The following is a 23,335-nucleotide window of genomic DNA, read 5'->3' as shown; positions in this document are numbered from 1 at the left end:
TCACGACTACCCGGCGCGATGAACCATGTGGCTGCGGCAGCCGCCTCAGCCCCAGTTCTGACCGCCGGCGTTCTTGCGGCGGCGGGACACAAGGACGAGGGCGACGACGGCCGCGACGACCACCAGAGCGCCGGCGCCGATGCCGCCGTAGAGCAGGGCCGTATTCACCGCTTCCTTGCCGCCCATCGGCGGGTCGGCGTCGGGCGCGCCGGCGTCCAGCTGCGATGACGCCTTGCCCTTCGGCATCGGCAGCGGGCCCTCCTTGGAGCCCGCCGGGATGTCCTTCCGCAGGGCGGGGCCGGGCTGGATGAAGCCGTAGCCGTAGTGGACGTCCGGCAGCTTGAGGTGCTTGTCCTTCTCGGCCTGGGCCAGACCGGCGGTCTTCACCAGGCGGTTGGCGATCTGGCCGGGGGTGAGCTTCGGGAACTTCTGCTTGAGGAGGGCGGCGGCGGCGGAGACGTAGGCACTCGCCGCGGAGGCGCCGCTCGCTTCGGTGTTGTAGGCGGAGTCGCTCTTGCCCACCGCGACGGGGACCTTCACGCCGGGGGCGAGGAGATCGAGGGTGGAGTTGATGTTGTTGGCGTCGTCCGGCTCGCCGTACTGGTCGACCGATCCGGCGCCGATCACGCCGGGGCAGGCAGCCGGGTAGTTCTTCTTGGTGAGGCCGTCGTTACCGACGCCGGCCACCACCACGACGCCCTTGTCGAGGGCATACTGGATGGATTCACAGGTGTCGCCCATCAAGCTTTCGCCGTACGACATGTTGATGACGTTCGCGCCGTGCTCCACTGCCCACCGCGTGGCCTGCCCGCTGTTCTTGTACTCCGGAACAGGAAGAATCTTGGCGTCGGGTGCCAGCCCCTTGACGCCTTCCGAGCCACCCGGGCCGTGTCCGTGGCCGGCAATGATCCCGGCCATCGCGGTGCCGTGATCGCGGATGTCTTCGTTCGGGTTGTGCTTGGCGTTCTCGGCTTCGATCGCCTTCCCGAAGTCCGGCCCGGGAAGGAACTGCCCTTCGAGGTCCTGGTGGGTCGTACGGAAACCGCTGTCGAGCACGGCCACCGTCACACCCTTGCCGGTGGCTTCCTTCCAGAGCTGTTGCGCCCCGAACGCCTCCAGCGGCCACTGGCCCTTGCGCACTTGATCTGCGGAGGCAGTGCCGCCCGCGGCCAGCAGCAGCGCTCCGGTCAGCGCAGCACCCGCCGTCGCGCGCAGTGTTCGGGTGACCCTCATCCTTCGCTCCTTCTTGCTGTGCTCTCCGGGCGGAGTTGTTCCGCCTGAGGAAAGGCCCCGCACTCCCGAGTGCGGGGCCATGCCTCATCGGCCGCATGCGACGTTATCGTCGGCCTACTCGATGACGCGAGGGGCCACATTACGTTGCGGGGTCCAGGTCTCCTCGTCCTCGACGAGGTAGTCGGGACGCTGCCCTGTGGTGCGCTCCTTCTCCCCGCTGCCCTTGCCCTTGGCTCCGGCAGCGCCGGCCATACCCGCCTGCTTGCCGCCACGGCTGCGGTGCAGACCGGAGCCGCCCTGCTTGGCGCCGCCCGCCGGGCCGCCCGGCTTACCGGCAATGCCGCCACGGGTACGTGCCTGCGGACCACCGCGCCCGGCCGCCGCGCCCTTGGCGCCCGCCTTTCCGGCTCCGGCTCCGGCTCCGCCTCCCGGCATACCACCGCCGCGCATACCGCCACCGCGCATACCGCCGGCACCGCCGGCGGTACGCGCTCCGCCGGCGCGTATGGCTCCGGGCATGCCGACGGCACCGGGCGGCACCGCGCCGCCGGGGAAGCCGCCCGTACCGCCGGGCACGCCGTGGCTGCCGCCCGTCGTCCCGCCCCCGATGACGCCACCGCCAACCGACGGCGGGGGGAGGGTGCCGCCCTGCACGCTGTCGAGTCCGGTGGTCACCGGCACATCGGGCCGCGCGATCTTGGGGCCGTCGAAGCCCGGCGGGACGGCGTGACCGCCCGCTCCGTGGGGCATGTTCGGCATCTGCGACGACGGGTGCGGGTGGGTACCACTGATCACCGGCATGTTGACCGGGGGCGGCGCGTGATTCGTGGAGGGCTGCTTCGGCCAGTCGCCCCTGGCTCCGCCCGGGTCGTAGCCGTCCTTGAGGTTCTTGCCATGACCGTCATAGTTGGCCGCCAGCTCATCCATCACGATGACCGCCTCGACCTGACGCTCCTTGCTCAGGGACAGATTGTCCCGGTTGAGCTCCAGCGCCATGCGGGTGTCCATCTTAGGATTCGCCATGTCCCGCTTGAACTGGCTGTCGTCGCCACTCGCGTCAGTCGCCCGGTCCACGACGCCAGGGTCATGGATCTTCGACATGGTCTTCTTCGCCTCGCGAAGATTGTGGGCGACGCCGACCTCCGGGCCCGATCCTCGCGTACCGATCAGCGTGGACTCGACATTCCGGGAGTGCTGGTAGGTCCTGTCGATCTTCTCCAGGACCTTGCCGGCTTCCCTGCGAAATGCCTGGGCCGCCGAGCCCTCCCAGTGCGCCGAGGCGTGATCGACGGCAGCCATGAAGGCCTTGCGGATGCCACCGGTCCCGTCCTCGCCGCCCAGCCGGTCGGCGGAGGCCCGCCAGTGACGGCCGGAGGTCTCGATCGCCTCGGGGCTGGCGTGCTCGATCATCGCTCGGAGCGCGTTGATGCCGTGGTGATGGAAGTCGGAGTGCGACCTGGGAGTGGGCTGTTGACCCTTGAACGACTTCAGCCGCTCTTCCCGCTCACGGTCCTTGCGCTGCTTCTCCATCTGCTTGGCGCTGTCGTACTCCTGCTTGGCGTCAACCATGCAGGCCCCCCTTCATGTCCATCTCCGCGTCTCGTGCATGCATCACCGCGCGCCGTTCAGTCCTTCAGCCGGTCCACCGGTCAGCCGTTCATCGAGGTCTTGGTCTGGTGCTCCTGGTCCTCGTACGCGCCCCGGCTGGCTTCCGTCTTCTCACCGAACTTGTGGATGAGGTCCTGGAGGGCGTCGATGACCTGCGACATGTAGGACTGCATGTCGTCGTGCGCCTTGGCGAGTTCGCCGGCCTCGAGGAAGTCCGCCCCTCCGAACGCCGACTTCGGAATCGCCGTGCCGTACCTCATCTTCTGGCTGGGTTCGTCCATATCGCCCCGAAGATGCTTGAGCTGGCGCACGACACTGTCCAACTCGTCCAGGTCGACCTTGAATTGCTCAGCCATGACTACACTCCCCGTTCCCCCGCATGCCCTGCTCGTCCCCTTCACACCGCCCCGCGGAGCTACCGCGGTAAGGGCACCGTAAAGACACTAAAGACTAGGGAGTTGGTGCTCGGAATAGCAAGATCGTAAGTCGTGATCTGTCCGAATTCGCGGCAGATTGCGACCGCCTTTTGTAGGCGGGCCGTTACTTAGTACCCGCGGGGTGGGTCGCGTACCCGTCCGCGCACGGCTCATCGCCCCGAGTGCCATGCGCCTGCCGCTCCGGCTCGGCCGGTCGGAGCGGCTCGGTTCACGTCAGCGGATAGGACGTCCTCCCCGACGCCTCGTCGATCTCGTCGTGCGCCTTGGTCAGCAGCTTCATCGCCAGTTCGTTGAGCGCCCTGGCTCCCGCGATCTCCTCGCCGACCCTTGGCTGGTCCGCGTCGGCGGGGTGGCGGCTCGCGTATCCATGGCCCCGTACCTCGCTCCCGTCGGAGAGCCGAACGAGGGCGGCCGCGCGGGTGTGCTGGGTGTCCTCCTCGAACTCCAGCTCAACATGCCATCCGACAGCGGTCTGCAACATCACGATCACCTCCGAAGTCCCTGCTACCAGGGTGCGCCCGCTTCGCCGCCCGTGCACGACATGGGCGAAGGGCCGTGAGGTCCGGCTACGCCCGGGGGTCGGGTCGCGGCACAGCGTGCGCGAAGGGTGAGAAGGGGCCCGGACGACAAGCCGCCCCAGCCGTCTACGCCCGCATCGACGCCAGTTCCACCACCGTGATGTCGGGCGGCGCGCCCAGCCGTACGGGCGGCCCCCAGGCCCCGGCGCCGCGGGTCACGTACAGCTGGGTGTCGCCGTAGCGCTCCAGGCCGGCGACGGTGGGGTTGGTGGCGGCGGCGACGTAGGTGAAGGGCCACATCTGACCGCCGTGGGTGTGGCCGGAGAGCTGGAGGTCGACGCCGTGCCGGACGGTGTCGTGGATGGTGACCGGCTGATGGGCCATGAGGACGACGGCGCGGGCGGGGTCCCGGCCGCCCAGGGCCAGGTCGTAGTCGGGTCCGGCGTGCTCGGTTGCGCCCGCGAGGTCGTTGATGCCGGCGAGGTCGAAGCCGGGGAGTTCGGTGTGTGCGTTCTCCAGCGGGTGGATGCCCAACTCCCGTACGTGGTCGACCCATTGGGCGGCGCCCGAGTAGTACTCGTGGTTGCCGGCGACGAAGTACGCGCCGTGCCGGGAGCGCAGTTCGCGCAGTGGTTCGGCGGCCGGGGCGAGGTCGGCGACGCTGCCGTCGACCAGGTCGCCGACGATGGCCACCAGGTCGGGGTCGGTGCGGTTGATCGTCTCGACGATCCGCCGGGTGTGGGCGCGGCCCAGGATCGGGCCGAGGTGGATATCGCTGACGACGGCGATACGGAAGCCATGGGCGGCGCGCGGCAGTTTGGCCAGCGGGATCGTGACGCGCTTCGCGGTCGGTCCGCGCAGGGTCGTGGCGGTGCCGTATCCGACGGCCGCGGTGGCGGCGAGGGAGGCGCCGACGGCGACCGCCCGGGCGATGAAGAGCCGGCGGGGCGGGGCGGCGAGCGGCGGCAGGGCGGGGGTGCGGGGCGGGAGGAGGGTGGGGGCCGAGGAGGGTGACGGGGCGTGCGGCGGGTCGGGCGAGGGGGTGGGGGCCGGGATGGTGACGGCGGTCGCCGGGGTTTGCCGGCGCGTCTCCCGGCCGGCGAAGGCCCGGAGCCACACCGCCCGTACGGCCTCCCCCGCCAACAGCGCGAGTGTGAGATACAGCACCAGGGCCAGCCAGAGGTAGCCGGGCCAGGCGAGCACCTGTTGGAGGGGGAAGGGGACACCGGCGCGGCCGGCGAGCAGCGCGGCGAGGGCGGTCAGCGGGAGGACGTAGGCGGCGGCGGTGCCCGTACGGCGCGGCCGGCTGCCGGGCGTGGTCGTGTCACGGACGAGTCGGCACCACAGGTAGCGGTGCACGCCGAAGAACAGTCCGAGGACCGGGACCACGACCAGGGCGAAGATCACGGCGTCGTCTCCCCGTGCCCGGGGTTCAGGAAGCGGAGGAGGAGTCGGCCGGCTTCTCCGGCGCGGCCTCGCGGCGCAGGGCCCGTACGCCGCGGAACCCGATCACGCCGATCGCCGTCCCCAAGAGAAAGGAAGCCACCGCGAGCAGCAGATGGACCCAGAAGTAGGCGGTCGGGTCACCCGCGTCGTCGAAGGCGAGACCGCTCCCGTCCTTCCAGAGGTTTTTGACGAAAGTGATCCAGATGAACCAGCTCCACACCCCGAAGGCGAGCAGGAACCAGGACACGGGGCGAGAGAGCTTCATGAGTTCCAGTATGGGCAGCGGCTCCATCCGGCGGTCGGCAGGGGCACTCTTCCGTGGGGTGCTGTCGGCGGCGGGGGCAAAGCCGGGTACGTTCAGCGACGTGCCGACGACCTTCTGTGCTTCCACGGCTTCCACCGATCCGTCCGCTGCCACGACCGCCACCACTGCCCTCGCTTCGGGCGCTGCCGGCAATGCCGGGCGCACGGTGCGTAACGGCTTCCCCGTGCGCACCGTCGCCGCGCTGGCCGCCTCCGGGCTGCTGGCGACCCCGTTGCTGGCCGGCACCGCGTACGCCGATCCGAAGACTCCCGCGCCGCCCCGCAAGATGTCGCAGATCGGCGGGGACCGGCTGGGCACACCCGGTGTCCAGGTGGCGCCGAGGCCCGGTGCGCCGAAGCTGCCGGGGCCGGACGCGCTGACGGCCCGTTCGTGGATCGTCTCCGATGCCGCGTCCGGCAAGGTGCTGGCCGCCAAGAACCCGCACTGGAAGCTCGCGCCGGCCAGCACGCTGAAGATGCTGTTCGCCGACACGGTGATGCCGAAGTTCCCCAAGAACCAGAAGTACACGGTCAAGCCGACCGACCTGGCGGGGATGGGCGCCGGCAGCAGCCTCGTAGGGATAAAGGAGAACCTGACCTATACGGTCCACGATCTCTGGCTCGGTGTGTTCCTGCGCTCCGGCAATGACGCGGTGCACACCCTCTCGGCGATGAACGGCGGCACGGAGGCGACGGTCGCCGAGATGCAGAAGCACGCCAAGGAGCTGAACGCCAACGACACCCATGTCGTGACGCCGGACGGCTACGACGCGCCGGGCCAGGTCTCCAGCGCGTACGACCTGAGCCTGTTCGCCCGGTCGGGGCTGCACAACGCCGACTTCCGCGAGTACTGCTCGACGGCCAGTGCGCAGTTCCCCGGCGACAAGGGCAAGGACGGCAAGCGGGCGACGTTCGGCATCCAGAACACCAACCGGCTGCTGAGCGGTGATTACGACATCAAGCCGTACCCGGGCATCGCGGGGGTGAAGAACGGCTCGACCACCAACGCCGGGTCGACCTTCACCGGTGTCGCCCAGCGCGGTGACCGCAAGCTTCTCGTCACGGTCATGAACCCGGAGAAGAAGGAGCACAACGAGGCCTACAAGGAGGCCGCCAAGCTCCTGGACTGGGGCTTCGCGGCGGCCGACAAGGTGGAGCCGGTGGGCCGACTGGTCGGGCCCAGGAGCGAGGACGACGGCACCGGCGCCGCCAAGGGCGGCAAGAACGGGCACGGGAACACCCAGGCCGCGCTGAACAGCACCGACAGCTCGGCCGGGGCCTGGACCGCGCTGGGGATCACCGGCGGCGCGCTGGTGCTGCTGGGCGTCGTGGCGATGGCCGTGCACCGCCGCTGGCCGCTGCCGGAGTTGGTACGGGGCCGGCGGCCCCGTAAGTGAGGCGGCCCCGTAGGTGAGGCGGCCCCGTAGGTGAGGCGGCCCCGTAGGTGAGGCGGCCCCGTACGGTGAGCCGGAGCCGGACGGTGAGCCGGAGCCGGACGGGGTGGCGGGGTGCGGGGGCGGGCGCGGTTACGCCCCCTCCGGCCGCGCCCGTCCGGCCGGCCGCTCCCTTCCCTCCGGCCGCTCCCTTCCCTCGGCTCTGTCCGGTCCCTCGGCTCCGTCCGGTCCCCCGGCTCCGTCCGGTCCCCCGGCTCCGTCCGGCCCCTCAGCTCCGTCCGGTCCCCCGGCTCCGTCCGGTCCCCCGGCTCCGTCCGGCCCCCCGGCTCCGTCCGGTCCCCCGGCTCCGTCCGGCCCCTCAGCTCCGTCCAGCCCCTCAGCTCCGTCCGGCCCCCCGGCTCTGTCCGGTCCCCCGGCTCCGTCCGGCCCCCCGGCTCCGTCCGGCCCCTCCGGCACCTTGAGTTCCTCTCCCCCCGCCCCGTTCCGCTCCCCCGTCGTGGCCGTCCACGAAGCGCAGTACACCAGCAGCTTCGCCGTGAAGTTGATCCACAGCAGCAGCGCGATCGGGGTGCCGAAGGCGCCGTACATGCTGCGTGCGGCGACCTGCTGGAGATAGCCGCTGAGCAGCAGCTTCAGCACTTCGAAGCCGATCGCGCCGAGGAGCCCGGCGACGACGACGGCGCGCCGGGGCGGGTGAACGCCGGGGAGCCTGGTCAGGACGTAGCCGAGCAGCAGGAAGTCCGCGAGGACGGCGATACAGAAGCCGGCGACCGACAGCAGGATGCTGCCGATACCGCCCTCCGGCAGGCCGATCGCGTCGGCGACCTTGCCCACCGCGGCGGACGCGAAGGCCGAGCAGGCGAGCGAGAGCAGGGCCACGCCGCCGAGTCCGAGCAGCATGGCGCCGTCCCGGAGCTTGCCGACGAAGAAGTTGACGTCCTCGTCGCCCTTCTCCCATACGGCGCGCAGACAGTCGCGCAGCGACTGGACCCAGCCGATGCCGGTGAACAGCAGCACGGCACCGGCGACCAGGCCGACCGTGGTGGCGTTGTTGACGAGCCCGGCGAGGTCGAGCTGCGCGGCGATGCCGGGGATCTGTTCGGCGAACTTGCCCTGCAGCTTGTGCAGCTGGCTGTCGCTGAGCAGCAGGGCGCCGATCGCGGCGCCGACGGTGAGCAGCGGGAAGAGGGCGATGAAGCTGGTGAAGGTGATCGCGGCGGCGAGCCTGGTCCAGTGCACGCGGAGCATGCGTTCGTAGGCGCGCCAGAGGTGTGTGGTCATCAGCCAGATGACGGCCGGTCCGATCACCGGCAGCCTGCTCAGCCAGTCCATGGCGTTCCCCTCGTGCCCCAGTCGCCGTACGGCCGTTCCGCGCCGATGCGGTCGCGGCCGGTATCCCGGTGATCCGGAACACTAGCTTCCGCGTACCCGCGAAGCGCGGCCGCCGGCCCGGCCGGCTGCTAGCAGCTGGGCGCCGGCGGCCGGGAGAGATCCGCGGCCTGGCGCGGGACGCCCGCCGTCCGGGGGCCGAAGGGGTACTCGCGCTCCAGACGCCACACCGCGTCCGCGCCCTGCTCGTACAGAGCGAAGCCGCCGATCGTCCAGGTCGCGGAGAAGTCCTTGAGCTCGGTCTCGGCGCGGTCCATGGCGTCCTCGGCGATGCCGTGGGCGATCGTGACATGCGGGTGGTACGGGAACTGAAGATCGCGGGCGCAGGGGCCGGAGGCGGCACGGACCCGGGCCTGGAGGGCGGTGCAGCCCGCCTCGCCCTCGGTGACCTTGACGAAGACGACCGGGGAGAGCGGGCGGAAGGTGTCGGTGCCTTCCAGGCGGAGCGGGAAGGGGCGGAAGGCGGCCGCGACCTCGGCGAGGTGCCGTTCGATGCCGGGCAGCGCGTCGGCGCTGACCTCCGTCGGCGGGAGGAGGGTGATGTGCGTGGGGATGCCGTGTGCGGCAGGGTCCCCGAAGCCCTCGCGCTTCCTCTGGAGGAAGCTTCCGTGAGGCTCCGGGACCGCGATCGAAACGCCCAGCGTTACGGTCCCCACTGCGTTCTCCCTCCTGACGTGTGTGCGGCGCGCTCGCGCACCCTCTTAGTGTGCCGGGTGCGCGCCCTTCGCGGGGAGCGTCCTCGGTCCTGTTACGAGCAGGCCCCCGGACCCCACGGGTGGGGACCCCGGGCCCTTCGCGGACCGCGCCGCCGGCCGTGGCCCGCCGCGCGAACGGTCCCGTCAGTGCTTGGCCGGGAGCAATCCGAGCCGGTCATACGTGGTGGCGAGGGTTTCGGCGGCGACCGCACGGGCCTTCTCCGCACCCTTGGCCAGGATGGCGTCCAGCGTCTCGGGGTCGTCCAGATATTCCTGCGTACGGTCCCGGAACGGTGTGACGAAATCGACCATCACCTCTGCGAGGTCGGTCTTGAGAGCTCCGTACATCTTGCCCTCGTAGGACTGCACCAGGTCCGGGACGGGCGTGCCGGTGAGCGTGGAGAGGATCGTCAGGAGATTGCTGACGCCCGGCTTGGCCTCGCGGTCGAAGCGGATGACGGTGTCGGTGTCCGTCACCGCACTCTTGACCTTCTTCGCGGTGACCTTCGGGTCGTCGAGCAGGTCGATGATGCCCTTGGGCGAGGACGCCGACTTGCTCATCTTGATCGACGGGTCCTGAAGATCGAAGATCTTCGCCGTCTCCTTGACGATGTACGGGTTCGGGATCGTGAAGGTGTCACCGAAGCGGGTGTTGAAACGGTCCGCGAGATCGCGGGTCAGCTCCAGATGCTGGCGCTGGTCCTCGCCGACCGGGACCTGGTCGGCCTGGTAGAGCAGGATGTCGGCGACCATCAGCACGGGGTAGGTGAACAGGCCGACCGTCGTACGGTCCTGGCCCTGCTTCGCCGCCTTGTCCTTGAACTGGGTCATCCGGGACGCCTCACCGAAGCCGGTGATGCAGTTCATGACCCAGCCGAGCTGGGCGTGCTCGGGCACATGGCTCTGCACGAAGAGCGTGCAGCGCTCCGGGTCGAGGCCGGCGGCCAGCAGCTGGGCGACGGAGACGCGGGTGTTGCGCCGCAGCTGTTCCGGGTCCTGCGGAACGGTGATCGCATGCAGGTCGACCACCATGTAGAAGGCGTCGTGGGACTCCTGCAGCGCCACCCACTGGCGCACCGCACCGAGGTAATTGCCGAGGTGGAAGGAGCCGGCCGTGGGCTGAATGCCGGAGAGCACACGCGGAGGACGCTGCATGGCGAAGCCATTCCCCTGAGGGTGGTGGTGGGCGACGGGCGGGCGTTCGAGAGCCATGGCACCGATTGTCTCAGGTCGCGCGTGCTCCCCAGGCGTGGAGGCCCCTTGGGGGTTGACCGAACACATCCCGTAAGGGGTGCGAAGGCCCCCTTCGGGGCCCCAACGCGGGGGTTACCGGGGGGTATTCCCGTGGCTCAGGCCCCGATGGGCAGGCCCGGTGCCGGATACGCCGCCATCAGCTCGGCCACCTCCGTACGGATCACCGCCAGCGTCTCCTCGTCGCCCTTGGCCGCGGCCGCCACGCCGCGGTCGATCCACTCGGCGACCTGCGCCATCCGGTCCGTACCCAGCCCGCGGGAGGTGAGGGACGGGGTGCCGATGCGGATACCGGACGGGTCGAAGGGCTTACGCGGGTCGAAGGGGACGGTGTTGTAGTTGACGACGATGCCGGCCCGGTCCAGCGCCTTCGCGGCGACCTTGCCGGGGACGTCCTTCGAGGTGAGGTCGATCAGCACCAGGTGGTTGTCGGTGCCGCCGGACACCAGGTCGAAGCCGCGGGCCAGCAGCGCTTCGGCGAGCGCCCGGGCGTTGGCGACGACGGCGTGCGCGTACTCCCGGAAGGACGGGGCGGCCGCCTCGCGCAGGGCGACCGCGATGGCGGCGGTGGTGTGGTTGTGCGGGCCGCCCTGCAGGCCCGGGAAGACGGCCTTGTCGATGGCCTTGGCGTGGCTCGCCCGGGACATCAGCATCGCGCCGCGGGGGCCGCGCAGGGTCTTGTGGGTGGTGGTGGAGATGACGTCGGCGTGCGGTACGGGGGAGGGATGGGCGCCGCCCGCGATCAGACCGGCGATATGGGCGATGTCGGCGACGAGCACGGCGTCGACCTCGCGGGCGATCTCGCCGAAGGCGGCGAAGTCGATGGTGCGCGGGACGGCCGTACCGCCACAGAAGATGATCTTCGGGCGTTCCTTGCGGGCGAGGTCGCGTACCTGGTCGAAGTCGATGAGCGCGTTGTCGGCCCGTACGCCGTACTGGACGCCGCGGAACCAGCTGCCGGTCGCCGAGACGCCCCAGCCGTGGGTGAGATGGCCGCCCATCGGCAGCGCCATCCCGAGGACGGTGTCGCCGGGCTCGGCGAAGGCGAGGTAGGCGGCGAGGTTGGCCGGCGAGCCGGAGTACGGCTGGACGTTGGCGTGCTCGACGCCGAAGACGGCCTTGGCGCGCTCGACGGCCAGCGTCTCGACGCGGTCGATGTTCTGCTGGCCTTCGTAGTAGCGACGGCCCGCGTACCCCTCGCTGTACTTGTTCTGCAGGACGGTGCCGGTGGCTTCCAGGACGGCCGCCGAGACGTAGTTCTCGCTGGGGATCAGTCGCAGCGTGTCGGCCTGGAGCTGCTCCTCGGCGCCGACCAGAGCGGCGAGTTCGGGGTCGGCGGCGCTCAGCGCGGGATGGGAGACGGGTGCGGGAATCGTCATGGCGTCCTCCGGGGCGGTCGATCGGTGGTCCGGTCGTGTTCCCCGGGTGCCCAGGCGGGCGGCACCTCGTGGCGCCACCTGATGAAGGTGGCCGCACACCGCTCCCTCGGGGTTCACTCCCCGCACGCCAGTCGCGGTACGCATCGCAGAGTCTAGAGCCTGTCCGCCGGATCGGGGCCGAGGCCGGTCCGCCGGTCCGCAGGTCGGCCCCTGGTCGGCGCAACAATGGAAGGGGGCGCATCGGCGTATGTGCCCCTACGGCCTCACGGAACGGAGTCACCGGTGACGACCACGGACCTCAGCATCGCCGCCGCCGAAGCCCACAGCGCGCACAACTACCATCCGCTTCCCGTCGTCGTGGCCACCGCGGAGGGTGCCTGGATGACCGATGTGGAGGGCCGGCGCTATCTGGACATGCTCGCCGGGTACTCCGCGCTGAACTTCGGGCACGGCAACCGCCGGCTGCTCGACGCCGCCAAGGCCCAGCTGGAGCGGGTCACCCTCACCTCGCGCGCCTTCCACCACGACCGGTTCGCCGACTTCTGTACGCAGCTGGCCATGCTGTGCGGGATGGAGCTGGTGCTGCCGATGAACACCGGCGCCGAGGCGGTCGAGACGGCGGTGAAGACGGCCCGCAAGTGGGGCTACAAGGTCAAGGGCGTCCCGGACGGCCAGGCAAAGATCATCGTCGCGGACAACAACTTCCACGGCCGGACGACCACCATCGTCTCCTTCTCCACGGACCCCGAGGCGCGCGCCGACTTCGGCCCCTACACGCCCGGCTTCGAGATCGTGCCGTACGGCGATCTCGCGGCGATGGAGGCGGCCGTCGACGAGAACACCGTCGCGGTGCTGCTGGAGCCGATCCAGGGCGAGGCGGGCGTGCTGGTGCCGCCGCCCGGCTATCTGGCGGGTGTACGGGAGCTGACCCGCAGCCGGAATGTGCTGTTCATCGCCGATGAGATCCAGTCCGGGCTGGGCCGCACCGGCCGGACCTTCGCCTGCGAGCACGAGGGCGTGGTGCCCGATATGTATGTGCTGGGCAAGGCTCTGGGCGGCGGTGTGGTGCCGGTGTCGGCGGTGGTGTCCTCCCGCGAGGTGCTGGGCGTGTACGCGCCGGGCGAGCACGGCTCGACGTTCGGCGGGAACCCGCTCGCCTGCGCGGTGGCGCTGGAGGTCATCGCGATGCTGCGGACCGGTGAATTCCAGCAGCGGGCAACGGAGTTGGGTGAGCATCTGCACAGCGAGCTGGCGCTGCTGGCGGCCGGTGACGCGGTCGACGCGGTGCGCGGGCGCGGACTGTGGGCGGGTGTGGACATCAACCCCTCGCGCGGTACGGGCCGGGCGGTGTCCGAGCGGCTGATGGCGCGCGGGGTGCTGGTCAAGGACACCCATGGCCAGACGATCCGCCTCGCGCCGCCACTGGTGATCAGCAAGGAGGACCTGGACTGGGGGCTGGGTCAGCTGCGGGACGTGCTGGGGGCGTAGCGGCGCCGCGGGGCTTCAGGCGTGCAGCGGGTGGCCGGCGGGCGAGGAGTCCCGGCCGCTCGCTGCGCCCCGGCCCGGCGGACGGGGCGCGCCCGCTCCCGGCGGACGGGGCACCCTCAGCGGATCACATGCGGCAGGAAGCGCGCGTACTCGTCGGTGACCGGTCCCGCCGACTCCCGGATGCCGAGCCCCGCCGCCTCGTCCTCGACGACCCAGGCGCCGAGCACCACACGATTGCCGTCGAAGTCCGGCAGCGGCGCCAGCTCCTGGTAGCAGCACGGGTCGTCGGGCCCGCGCAGCACCGGCTCGGCTCCCGGCTCGTGCAGGGTGACGCCGGCGCCCTCCCGGCCCAGCAGCGGCTTCGCGGCGTAACCGCGGGTGTGCGCCAGCTCGCGCGGCCCGTCGAGATAGGCGGGCAGCAGATTCGGATGGCCGGGGTAGAGCTCCCAGAGGACCGCCAGCAGCGCCTTGTTGGAGAGCAGCATCTTCCAGGCCGGTTCGATCCAGAGGGTGGAGCCGGTGCCGCCGCCGTTGTCGAGGGTGTCCAGGACGTACGGGCCGAAGTCGTCGGTGGCCAGCCACTCCCATGGGTAGAGCTTGAAGCAGGCCCGTATGAAGCGCAGCCGCTGGTCGACGAAGCGGCCCGAGAGCCGGTCCCAGCCGATGTCCTCCACCGGGAGGGCGACCGTCTCCAGGCCCGCCTGCTGCGCCGTCTCCTCCAGATAGGCGACGGTCATCAGGTCCTCGCCGAGCTCGTCGCCCGCGGAGTGCGCGAAGTGCAGCGGCGCGCCGGGCGGCAGCAGCGGGGCCTGCCGCTTCCAGGCCGCCACCAGCCGCTCGTGCAGCGAGTTCCACTGGTCGGCGCCGGGGAAGCGGTCCTCCAGCCAGAACCACTGCGGACTCGCGGCCTCGACCAGCGAGGTCGGCGTATCGGCGTTGTACTCCAGCATCTTGGCCGGGCCGCTGCCGTCGTAGTGCAGATCGAACCGCCCGTAGAGGGAGGGGAGTTCGGCGCGCCGGCGCCAGGACTCGGCGATCAGCTTCGCCAGCCGGGGGTCCTCGATGCCGAGGTCGGCGAAGCGGCTGTGTTCGACGATGTGCGCGGCCGCGGCCAGGCACATGCCGTGCAGTTCCTCGACGACCTCCTCCAGGGCCTCGACCTCGGGGAGGGTGAACGCGTAGTACGCGCTCTCGTCCCAGTACGGGCGCAGCGAGTCGTCCGGGTAGCGGGTCAGCGGGTAGATCAGACCCTGTGCCTCGACGGTCTGCTGCCAGCCGGGCCGGGGCTCGATGGTGTGGCGTTCCATACGGCGCCCGTCACCCGCCGCCGGAGCCGTACCGGCCGTGCGAGCCCGAGCAGCCGAAGCCGCCGCGGTTGACCGCCGTGCTCTTGCTGAAGGTGCCGCTGTCGGCGTACTTGCCGCCGGCGTTGGACGGGTCGTAGTACCACTGGCCGTCGACGGACTGCTTGCCGGCGCCGCGGCCGCTCTTGCCGTATCCGCCGCCGGTACTGCTACCGCTGCTGCCGGAGGACGAACTTCCGCCCGCCGAGCAGTTCTTGGAGTCGACGATGCGGTAGCCCTTGACGGTGTCGTAGCTGTTGCGGTCCACACAGCGCTTGTCGGGCTCGGAGCCGCAGGACGTCAGCGCGGCGGCCAGGGCGCCCATACCGCCCAGGATCACCGTGCTCGACCGCAGTCGCCGGCGTGCTTTCTCGGCCATTTCTTGCCTTCCCCCGTGGATGTGGCAACGGACATGCGTTTGAGCGGGGGCCAGCCTAGACGGCGGCCTCCCGCTCCCCGGTTACGGGCCTGCCCGGTACCCGACTCCACCCCCTACAGTCGGTTCACGGCCCTTGGCATGGTCTGTGCACTTGGCTCCGCGTTGCGCTTCGGCACCGCCTCCGTACTGCAGGCCGTGGCCGGTCCGTGCGGGCGCATGCGGACGCCGGGCCGCCCCAAGGGGACGGCCCGGCGCTGTGTGGTGGGTCGGAGTGGAGGGTCAGGTGACGGTCTGGGTGTCGGTGTCGGTGGAGGTGGTGAAGTTCACGTCACCGGAGTAGACCGCCGTGACGTTGTAGAGCCCGGGCGTGACCAGCGGGGTGCTCACGGCGGCGACACCGGTGAGGTCCACGGTTCCGGTCAGGTTCACGGTGGTCACGCCATCGGTGATCGTGAAGGCGACCGTGCCGGTCGGAATGCCCGCTCCGGGCGCCAGCGCCGCCACGAAGGCGACGAACGCGACCGTGCCTCCGGAGACGGACGGGTCGGGGAACGAGGTGACCGTGGTGACGGTCGACGCCTGGTTCACCGTCTGGGTGTCCGTACCGGTGGAACCGGCGAAGTTGGCGTCACCGCTGTAGGTCGCGGTGACGGTGTGCGCACCGACGTCAAGGGAGTTGGTGGTGACGCTCGCCGTACCCCCGACGACGGTGGCGGTCAGCGTGCCGCCCCCACCACCGCTGATGACGAAGGTCACCGTGCCGGTCACGGTGCCGGCTCCGGGTGAGACCGGGGCGACCGTGGCGGTGAAGGTGACCGGCTGTCCGAAGACGGACGGGTCGGGCGACGAGGCCACCGAGGTGGTGGTCGACGCCTGGGTCACCGTCTGGCTGTCGGTCCCGCTGGACGCGGTGTAGTTGGCGTCACCGCCGTAGGTCGCGGTGACGGTGTGCGAACCGGCGTCCAGCCCGGTGGTGACGCTTGCCGTACCCCCGGAGAGGGTGGCGGTCAGGGTCGGGCCACCGCTGATGGCGAAGACGACCACGCCGCTGGGAGTACCCGCGCCCGGCGCGACCGGCGAGACGGTCGCGGTGAAGGTCACCGGCTCACCGCTCACGGACGGGTCCGGCGCCGAAACCACCGAGGTGGTCGTGGCCGCCTGCCCCACGGTCTGGGTGTCCGTCCCGACGGAACCGACGAAGTTGGCATCGCCTCCGTACGTCGCGGTGACGACGTAAGCGCCCGCGGTCACCAGCCCGTTGGTGCTCACGGCGACAGTGCCACCGCTGAGCGTCCCGGTGAGGGCCACCGTGGTCACCCCGTCGGTGGCGAAGAACGTCACGGTGCCGGTCGGAGTACCCGCACCCGGCGCAACCGGCGCAACCGTGGCCGTGAAGCTGACCGTCTGTCCCACTACGGACGGGTCCGGCGACGTGGCCACGGAGGTGGTGGTCAACGCCTGGGTCACCGTCTGGGTGTCCGTCCCGCTCGATCCGGTGTAGTTGGCGTCACCGCTGTAGGTCGCGGTGACGGTGTGCGAACCGGCGGTGAGCGCACTGGTGGTGACGCTCGCCGTACCCCCGGAGAGGGTGGCGGTCAGCGTCGGGCCACCGGTGATGACGAAGGTGACCGTGCCGGTGGGAGTACCCACGCCCGGCGCGACCGGCAAAACGGCCGCGGTGAAGGTCACCGGTTGTCCGACCACGGACGGGTCGGGCGCCGAGATCACCGAGGTGGTCGTGGCCGCCTGGACCACGGTCTGGGTGTCCGTCCCGCTGGAGCCGGTGAAGTTGGCGTCACCGCTGTAGGTCGCGGTGACGAGGTAACTGCCCGCGGTCACCAGCCCGTTGGTGCTGACGACGGCAGTCCCGGCCACGACGGTCCCGGTGAGGGTCACCGTGGTGTCCCCGTTGGTGGCGACGAACGTCACCGTACCGGTGGGAATCCCCGCACCCGGCGCAACCGGCGCGACAGTGGCCGTGAAGGTCACCAGCTGACCCACCACGGACGGATCCGGCGCCGTGATGACCGAGGTCGTGGTCGACGCCTGGTTCACCGTCTGGGTGTCCGTCCCACTGGAACCCGTGAAGCCGGCATCACCGCTGTAGGTCGCGGTGACCGTGTGCGAACCGGCGGCGAGTACGTTGGTGGTGACGCTGGCCGTACCGCCCGAGAGCGTGCCGATGAGCGTGGGACCACCGGAGATGACGAACGTGACGACGCCGGTCGGTGTCCCGGCACCCGGCGCGACCGGTGCCACCGTGGCCGTGAAGGTCACCGGCTGTCCGACCACGGACGGGTCGGGCGACGAGCTGACCGAGGTGGTGGTCGATGCCTGCCCCACGGTCTGGGTGTCCGTACCGGCGGAACCGACGAAGTTGGCGTCACCGCTGTAGGTCGCGGTGACGAGGTAAGTACCCGCGGTCACCAGCCCGTTGGTGCTCACGGTGACAGTGCCACCGCTGAGCGTCCCGGTGAGGGCCACCGTGGTCACCCCGTCGGTGGCGACGAACGTCACGGTGCCGGTCGGAGTACCCGCACCCGGCGCAACCGGCGCCACCGTGGCCGTGAAGCTGACCGTCTGTCCCACCACGGACGGATCCGGCGCCGTGACCACCGAGGTCGTGGTCAACGCCTGGGTCACCGTCTGGGTGTCCGTCCCGCTCGATCCGGTGTAGTTGGCGTCACCGCTGTACGTCGCGGTGACGGTGTGCGAACCGGCGGTGAGCGCACTGGTGGTGACGCTCGCCGTACCCCCGGAGAGGGTGGCGGTCAGCGTCGGGCCACCGCTGATGGCGAAGGTGACCGTACCGGTGGGAGTCCCCGCGCCCGGCGCGACCGGCGAGACGGTCGCGGTGAAGGTCACCGGTTGTCCGACCACGGACGGGTCGGGCGCCGAGATCACCGAGGTGGTCGTGGCCGCCTGGACCACGGTCTGGGTGTCCGTCCCGCTGGAGCCGGTGAAGTTGGCGTCACCGCTGTAGGTCGCGGTGACGAGGTAACTGCCCGCTGTCACCAGCCCGTTGGTGCTCACGGTGACAGTGCCACCGCTGAGGGTCCCGGTGAGGGCCACCGTGGTCACCCCGTCGGTGGCGACGAACGTCACGGTGCCGGTCGGAGTACCCGCACCCGGCGCAACCGCGGCAACAGTGGCCGTGAAGCTGACCGTCTGCCCCACCACGGACGGATCCGGCGACGTGGTCACCGAGGTGGTGGTCAACGCCTGGGTCACCGTCTGGGTGTCGACGCCGCTCGATGTCGCGAAGTTGGCATCACCGCTGTACGTCGCGGTGACGGTGTGCGAACCGGCGGTGAGCGCACTGGTCGTCACGCTCGCCGTACCCCCGGAAAGGGTGCCGGTCAGCGTCGGACCACCGCTGATGGCGAAGACGACCACGCCGCTGGGAGTACCCGCACCCGGCGCGACCGGCGCGACGGTCGCGGTGAAGGTCACCGGCTGTCCGAAGACGGACGGGTCGGGCGACGAGGTGACCGAGGTGGCCGTGGCCGCCTGACCCACGGTCTGGGTGTCCGTCCCGGCGGATCCGACGAAGTTGGCGTCACCGCTGTAGGTCGCGGTGACGAGGTAAGTGCCCGCGGTCACCAGCCCGTTGGTGCTCACGGTGACAGAGCCGCCGCTGAGCGTCCCGGTGAGGGTCACCGTGGTCACCCCGTCGGTGGCGACGAACGTCACGGTGCCGGTCGGAGTACCCGCACCCGGCGCAACCGGCGCAACCGTGGCCGTGAAGCTGACCGTCTGCCCCACCACGGACGGATCCGGCGACGAGGTGACCGAGGTCGTGGTCAGCGCCAGGACGACCGTCTGGGTGTCCGTCCCGCTGGAACCGGTGAAGTTGGCGTCACCGCCGTAGGTCGCGGTGACCGTGTGCGTACCGACGGCGAGTGCGCTGGTGGTGACGCTCGCCGTACCGCCCGAGAGCGTGCCGGTCAGCGTGGGACCACCGGAGATGACGAAGGTGACGGTGCCGGTGGGTGTGCCCGCACCCGGCGCGACCGGTGCCACGGTGGCCGTGAAGGTCACCGGCTGTCCGAAGACGGACGGGTCGGGCGACGAGCTGACCGAGGTCGTGGTCGACGCCTGGCCCACGGTCTGGGTGTCCGTCCCGGCGGATCCGACGAAGTTGGCGTCACCGCTGTAGGTCGCGGTGACGAGGTAAGTGCCCGCGGTCACCAGCCCGTTGGTGCTCACGGTGACAGAGCCGCCGCTGAGCGTCCCGGTGAGGGTCACCGTGGTCACCCCGTCGGTGGCGAGGAACGTCACGGTGCCGGTGGGAGTACCCGCACCCGGCGCAACCGCGGCAACAGTGGCCGTGAAGCTGACCGTCTGCCCCACCACGGACGGATCCGGCGACGTGGTCACCGAGGTGGTGGTCAACGCCTGGGTCACCGTCTGGGTGTCCGTCCCACTGGAACCCGTGAAGTTGGCGTCACCGCTGTACGTCGCGGTGACCGTGTGCGAACCGGCTCCGAGTGCGCTGGTGGTGACGCTCGCCGTACCCCCGGAAAGGGTGCCGGTCAGCGTCGGACCACCGGTGATGACGAAGGTGACCGTACCCGTCGGCGTCCCCGCACCCGGCGCGACCGGCGCCACGGTCGCGGTGAAGGTCACCGGCTGCCCCACCACGGACGGGTCGGGCGACGACGAGACCGAGGTCGTGGTCGACGCCTGGCCCACCGTCTGGGTGTCCGTCCCACTGGAACCCGTGAAGTTGGCGTCACCGCCGTAGGTCGCGGTGACCGTGTGCGAACCGACGGCGAGAGCGCTGGTGGTGACGCTCGCCGTACCCCCGGAAAGGGTGCCGGTCAGCGTCGGACCACCGGTGATGACGAAGGTGACCGTACCCGTCGGCGTCCCCGCACCCGGCGCGACCGGCGCCACGGTCGCGGTGAAGGTCACCGGCTGCCCCACCACGGACGGATCCGGCGACGACGAGACCGAGGTCGTGGTCGACGCCTGGCCCACCGTCTGGGTGTCGGTGTCGCTGGAGCCGGTGTAGTTGGCGTCACCGCCGTAGGTCGCGGTGATGACGTAAGTGCCGGCCGTGACCAGCCCGTTGGTGCTCACCGCCGCGACACCGCTGCCGTCCAGGGTCCCGGTGAGGGTCACGGTGGTGACCCCGTCGGTGGCGACGAACGTGACGGTGCCGGTCGGGACCCCGCCGCCGGGAGCAACTGCCCCCACAAAGGCGGTGAACGTGACCGACTGCCCCACCACGGACGGGTCGGGGAAGGAGGTGACCGTGGTGGTGGTCGACGCCTGGTTGACGGTCTGGGTGTCGGCGCCGCTCGAGGTCAAGAAGTTGGCGTCACCGCTGTAGGTCGCGGTGACGGTGTGCGTGCCGGCGTCCAGCGAGCTGGTCGTCACGCTCGCCGTACCGCCCGAGAGCGTGCCGGTCAGCGTGCCGCCGCCACCGCCACTGATCACGAAGGTGACCGTGCCGGTGGGAGTGCCCGCACCCGGCGCGACCGGCGCGACGGTTGCGGTGAAGGTCACCGGCTGCCCCACCAGGGACGGGTCCGGGGACGAGGTGACCGTGGTGGTCGTCAAGGCCGGGCCGACCGTCTGGGTGTCGGTCCCGGTGGAGGTGTTGAAGCTGGCGTCACCGTTGTACGTCGCCGTGACGGTGTGCGTGCCGGCGCCCAGCGAACTGGTCGACACACTCGCCGTACCGCCCGAAAGCGTGCCGGTCAGCGTGCCGCCGCCACCGCCACTGATCACGAAGGTGACCGTGCCCGTCGGTGTCCCCGTACCGGGCACGACCGGCGCGACCGTGGCCGTGAAGGTCACCGACTGCCCCACCAGGGACGGGTCGGGCGAGGAGGTGACCGTGGTGGTCGTCGACGCCTTGTTCACCGTCTGGGTGTCGGTCCCCGTGGAGGGGTTGAAGCTGGCGCTGCCGCTGTAGGTCGCGGTGACGGCATGTGTACCCACGCTCAAGGAGCTTGTGGAGACGCTCGCCGTACCGCCCGACAGGGTCCCGGTCAGCGTGGGACCACCGGTGATCACAAAGGTGACCGTGCCGGTGGGAGTGCCCGCACCCGGCGCGACCGGCGCGACGGTCGCGGTGAAGGTGACCGTCTGCCCGGAGACCGACGGGTCCGGCGCCGAGGTGACCGTGGTGGTCGTCGACGCCTTGTTCACCAACTGGGTGTCGGTCCCCGTGGAGGTGCTGAAGTTGACGTCACCGCTGTAGGTCGCGGTGACGGTGTGCGGTCCGACGCCCAAGGCGCTTGTGGTGACGCTCGCCGTGCCGCCCGACAGCGTCCCGGTCAGCGTGGGACCACCGGAGATGACAAAGGTCACCGTGCCGGTCGGCGTACCCGAGGCGGGCGGAACCGGCGAGACGGTGGCGGTGAAGGTGACCGGCTGCCCGAAGACCGACGGGTCCGGGGACGAGGTGACCGTGGTGATCGTCGCGCCGCTGGACTGGACCGTCTGTGTGTCGGTGCCGGAGGACGCCGAGAAGTTGGCATTGCCGCTGTACGTGGCGGTGACCGGATGTGTGCCGGCACTGAGAGTGCTGGTCGTCACCGTGGCCGTACCGCCCACGAGCGGCGCGGTCAGCGTGCCGCCCCCGCCGCCTCCGATGACGAAGGTGACCGTACCCGTCGGTGTCCCCGCGCCCGGCGCGACCGGCGCCACGGTGGCCGTGAAGGTGACCGGCTGCCCGAAGAGCGACGGGTCCGGGGACGAGGTGACCGTGGTGGTGGTCGACGCCTGGAACACGAACAGACCGCCGCTGCCGGTGGACGGCCCGAAGAAGGGGCTGCCGTTGTAGGTGGCGGTGACGGTGTGGAACCCGACGGCTGGAGCGCTGATGGTGACGGTCGCCGTGCCGCCGACCAGGGTCCCGGTCAAAGTGGGCCCGCCCGTGACGACAAATGTCACGGTGCCGGTAGGTGTGCCCAGTCCGATGGGGACGACCGTTGCGGTCAAGGTCACGGTCTGTCCGAAGACTGCCGGATTCGGCGCTGCGGACACCAACGTGATGGTGGGTGCCATAGTGCGGCCCTTCAAGTGGTGTGGAGGTGGCGGGCCGTTCACCTCCCCGCCAAGCGTGAAGGTCTCGGGGAGGCGGCAACATCCTCAGGGACGACGCCGGGCACATCTCAGGTGATGGGGATTCGCATCTGCATACCGATGTCCTCCCATGGGTGGGCGACCCGCCGGTCGATAGCATCAGTAACGGCGTTGACCGCACAGCCACGCCATAGTCGCCGCAAGGATTTCCCCTGATTGGCGCAGCGCCCATCGACCCGGCGGCACGCAAGGCGTGCACCACAGGGCGCAGAGATTGCGTACGCCGACGCGGGCCGCCCGCCGGCATGCGCCGGGCTCTCTCACGCCCGACGGAAGCTCCACCACTCCCAACGATTCACCCCTGCAATGCGTTCTGTTCATCGAGGGGCGGGTTTTGAGGGCTCCCCTCCCATCAACCGGCCTCGCTAATAGGGGAGTTGTAAAACCGTGTCCTACGTGGTGAGTTCGCTGAGGCGTTTGTAGCTACCCGATTCTCCCGAGGGAGCAATCTCCCGAGTCAGCAGGTGTCGCAGCTGGTCGAGGCCGGCTCCGTGGCACCGGTATCCGGGGTCGTCATGGACGTGGTAGTCGTCGCCGAGGGTTCGGTCGACTGCGCGGCACCCGTATCCGAAGTCGTCGTAGTCGCAGTAGTCGGCGTCGAGGATTCGGTCGACTGCGCGGCACCCGTAACCGGAGTCGTCGAAGTCGCAGTAGTCGGCGTCGAGGATTCGGTCGACTGCGCGGCACCCGTAACCGGAGTCGTCGAAGTCGCAGTAGTCGGCGTCGAGGATTCGGTCGACTGCGCGGCACCCGTACCCGGAGTCGTCGAAGTCGCAGTAGTCGGCGTCGAGGATTCGGTCGACTGCGCGGCACCCGTACCCGGAGTCGTCGAAGTCGCAGTAGTCGGTACCGAGGGCACGAACGGCTGATGGGTGCCATGCTGCGGAGTTGTCGCAGTCGCAGTCGTGGTAGTTGTAGGCGACTGCGCCGGACTGGACGACTGTTCCCCCAGCATCGTAAAGACCGTCATGTTAAGCATAGCTGCAGTCGTCGGGCCTTGAGATCCTTGAGGTTTTTGAGGTTTTTGAGGGCCTTGAAGTTTGAGCAGCTGATCCCTCTCCTCGATATACCCCGCTATCAGCCCCTGCCGCATTCCTTTGGCGTAGTCGGTGACGCCCGCGAATGCGGGAAGGGATCCTCCGTGACCAGTCTTCTTGAAATCGGTGTACGCCTTCTTCGCACCTATCGGCTTCCCTTCGTCAAAGCCGTTGTTGTAGGCATTCCAGTCGATGGGCTGGGATGGGGGCTTCGCTTGCCCGACGTAGTGGTCGACGCTCGGAGCCGCCCTCACTGCATGTGCTGTGTCCGGGACAGTATTCGCCAGAGCTGTACCGGCGCCTCCCAGGAATGTTCCTGTCGCCATCACGGCGA

Annotated in this window: 15 protein-coding genes, 1 pseudogene and 1 riboswitch; of the genes and pseudogenes, 3 read left to right on the top strand and 13 right to left on the bottom strand. The window is 70.2% G+C overall.

Features of this window, described 5'->3' with window-relative positions; translation table 11 throughout:
* Positions 1-45: 45 nt before the first annotated feature.
* From KI385_RS28090 to KI385_RS28065, 6 genes are all read right to left on the bottom strand, one after another.
* On the bottom strand, positions 46-1,233 hold the full coding sequence (locus KI385_RS28090; RefSeq protein ID WP_238574946.1) for a S8 family serine peptidase: 1,188 nt from the start codon (positions 1,231-1,233) through the stop codon (positions 46-48).
* Between the two features lie 114 nt (positions 1,234-1,347).
* On the bottom strand, positions 1,348-2,802 hold the full coding sequence (locus tag KI385_RS28085; RefSeq protein WP_238574945.1) for a WXG100 family type VII secretion target: 1,455 nt from the start codon (positions 2,800-2,802) through the stop codon (positions 1,348-1,350).
* An 80-nt stretch (positions 2,803-2,882) separates the two neighbouring features.
* Complete coding sequence (locus tag KI385_RS28080; protein WP_238574944.1) at positions 2,883-3,197, bottom strand: hypothetical protein; 315 nt, start codon at positions 3,195-3,197, stop codon at positions 2,883-2,885.
* A 289-nt stretch (positions 3,198-3,486) separates the two neighbouring features.
* Positions 3,487-3,759 (bottom strand): DUF1876 domain-containing protein, encoded by a 273-nt coding sequence (locus tag KI385_RS28075; RefSeq protein WP_128512145.1) that lies wholly within the window; start codon positions 3,757-3,759, stop codon positions 3,487-3,489.
* A 163-nt stretch (positions 3,760-3,922) separates the two neighbouring features.
* Positions 3,923-5,203 (bottom strand): metallophosphoesterase, encoded by a 1,281-nt coding sequence (locus KI385_RS28070; protein ID WP_238574943.1) that lies wholly within the window; start codon positions 5,201-5,203, stop codon positions 3,923-3,925.
* A 25-nt stretch (positions 5,204-5,228) separates the two neighbouring features.
* A complete protein-coding gene (locus tag KI385_RS28065; RefSeq protein ID WP_238574942.1) occupies positions 5,229-5,507 on the bottom strand; it encodes an SCO4848 family membrane protein in 279 nt (92 codons plus the stop codon).
* A gap of 10 nt (positions 5,508-5,517) precedes the next feature.
* Between KI385_RS28065 and KI385_RS28060 the strand changes: the two genes are divergently transcribed.
* Entirely contained in the window at positions 5,518-6,942 is a 1,425-nt protein-coding gene (locus KI385_RS28060; RefSeq protein WP_342593530.1) for a D-alanyl-D-alanine carboxypeptidase family protein, read from the top strand.
* 381 nt (positions 6,943-7,323) lie between these two features.
* On the opposite strand, the pseudogene KI385_RS28055 reads toward KI385_RS28060, so the two are convergent.
* The 4 genes and pseudogenes from KI385_RS28055 to KI385_RS28040 all read right to left on the bottom strand — a co-directional run.
* A pseudogene (locus tag KI385_RS28055) lies at positions 7,324-8,271 on the bottom strand (YihY/virulence factor BrkB family protein); the annotation flags it as partial.
* A gap of 128 nt (positions 8,272-8,399) precedes the next feature.
* The gene (locus KI385_RS28050; protein ID WP_238574940.1) at positions 8,400-8,984 is read right to left on the bottom strand and encodes a 2'-5' RNA ligase family protein; all 585 of its coding nucleotides are present in this window, start codon (positions 8,982-8,984) and stop codon (positions 8,400-8,402) included.
* A 183-nt stretch (positions 8,985-9,167) separates the two neighbouring features.
* Positions 9,168-10,178 carry a tryptophan--tRNA ligase gene (trpS, locus tag KI385_RS28045; RefSeq protein ID WP_238577872.1) on the bottom strand — a complete coding sequence of 337 codons (1,011 nt, stop codon included), beginning with the start codon at positions 10,176-10,178 and terminating at the stop codon, positions 9,168-9,170.
* 194 nt (positions 10,179-10,372) lie between these two features.
* A complete protein-coding gene (locus tag KI385_RS28040; RefSeq protein ID WP_238574939.1) occupies positions 10,373-11,653 on the bottom strand; it encodes a serine hydroxymethyltransferase in 1,281 nt (426 codons plus the stop codon).
* A 41-nt stretch (positions 11,654-11,694) separates the two neighbouring features.
* A riboswitch (ZMP/ZTP riboswitch) is annotated at positions 11,695-11,798 on the bottom strand.
* A gap of 137 nt (positions 11,799-11,935) precedes the next feature.
* Here KI385_RS28040 and rocD point away from each other — a divergent pair.
* Entirely contained in the window at positions 11,936-13,141 is a 1,206-nt protein-coding gene (rocD, locus tag KI385_RS28035) for an ornithine--oxo-acid transaminase (protein ID WP_238574938.1), read from the top strand.
* Between the two features lie 116 nt (positions 13,142-13,257).
* On the opposite strand, the gene KI385_RS28030 is transcribed toward rocD, so the two are convergent.
* The 3 genes from KI385_RS28030 to KI385_RS28020 all read right to left on the bottom strand — a co-directional run bounded on the left by KI385_RS28030 (position 13,258) and on the right by KI385_RS28020 (position 21,886).
* A complete protein-coding gene (locus tag KI385_RS28030) occupies positions 13,258-14,448 on the bottom strand; it encodes a glutathionylspermidine synthase family protein (RefSeq protein WP_238574937.1) in 1,191 nt (396 codons plus the stop codon).
* Between the two features lie 10 nt (positions 14,449-14,458).
* Positions 14,459-14,863 carry a hypothetical protein gene (locus tag KI385_RS28025; protein ID WP_238574936.1) on the bottom strand — a complete coding sequence of 135 codons (405 nt, stop codon included), beginning with the start codon at positions 14,861-14,863 and terminating at the stop codon, positions 14,459-14,461.
* Between the two features lie 279 nt (positions 14,864-15,142).
* On the bottom strand, positions 15,143-21,886 hold the full coding sequence (locus KI385_RS28020; RefSeq protein ID WP_281066912.1) for an Ig-like domain-containing protein: 6,744 nt from the start codon (positions 21,884-21,886) through the stop codon (positions 15,143-15,145).
* 542 nt (positions 21,887-22,428) lie between these two features.
* On the opposite strand from KI385_RS28020, the gene KI385_RS28015 reads away from it, so the two are divergent.
* Positions 22,429-22,833: a hypothetical protein gene (locus KI385_RS28015; RefSeq protein WP_238574934.1), complete on the top strand. Its 405-nt coding sequence runs from the start codon at positions 22,429-22,431 to the stop codon at positions 22,831-22,833.
* The last annotated feature ends 502 nt before the right edge of the window (positions 22,834-23,335 follow it).

The organism is Streptomyces inhibens, from assembly GCF_022221585.1.
Classification (GTDB): domain Bacteria; phylum Actinomycetota; class Actinomycetes; order Streptomycetales; family Streptomycetaceae; genus Streptomyces; species Streptomyces inhibens.
This window is presented reverse-complemented; position numbering and strand designations above follow the sequence as displayed.

What these genes read in the sequence shown, in the direction of transcription:
- KI385_RS28065 (WP_238574942.1), bottom strand. Translation starts at nt 5,507, where the DNA reads ATGAAGCTCTCTCGCCCCGTGTCCTGGTTCCTGCTCGCCTTCGGGGTG.
- KI385_RS28085 (WP_238574945.1), bottom strand. Translation starts at nt 2,802, where the DNA reads ATGGTTGACGCCAAGCAGGAGTACGACAGCGCCAAGCAGATGGAGAAG.
- KI385_RS28025 (WP_238574936.1), bottom strand. Translation starts at nt 14,863, where the DNA reads ATGGCCGAGAAAGCACGCCGGCGACTGCGGTCGAGCACGGTGATCCTG.
- KI385_RS28020 (WP_281066912.1), bottom strand. Translation starts at nt 21,886, where the DNA reads ATGGCACCCACCATCACGTTGGTGTCCGCAGCGCCGAATCCGGCAGTC.
- KI385_RS28075 (WP_128512145.1), bottom strand. Translation starts at nt 3,759, where the DNA reads ATGTTGCAGACCGCTGTCGGATGGCATGTTGAGCTGGAGTTCGAGGAG.
- KI385_RS28080 (WP_238574944.1), bottom strand. Translation starts at nt 3,197, where the DNA reads ATGGCTGAGCAATTCAAGGTCGACCTGGACGAGTTGGACAGTGTCGTG.
- trpS (WP_238577872.1), bottom strand. Translation starts at nt 10,178, where the DNA reads ATGCAGCGTCCTCCGCGTGTGCTCTCCGGCATTCAGCCCACGGCCGGC.
- KI385_RS28040 (WP_238574939.1), bottom strand. Translation starts at nt 11,653, where the DNA reads ATGACGATTCCCGCACCCGTCTCCCATCCCGCGCTGAGCGCCGCCGAC.
- KI385_RS28090 (WP_238574946.1), bottom strand. Translation starts at nt 1,233, where the DNA reads ATGAGGGTCACCCGAACACTGCGCGCGACGGCGGGTGCTGCGCTGACC.
- KI385_RS28060 (WP_342593530.1), top strand. Translation starts at nt 5,518, where the DNA reads ATGGGCAGCGGCTCCATCCGGCGGTCGGCAGGGGCACTCTTCCGTGGG.
- KI385_RS28030 (WP_238574937.1), bottom strand. Translation starts at nt 14,448, where the DNA reads ATGGAACGCCACACCATCGAGCCCCGGCCCGGCTGGCAGCAGACCGTC.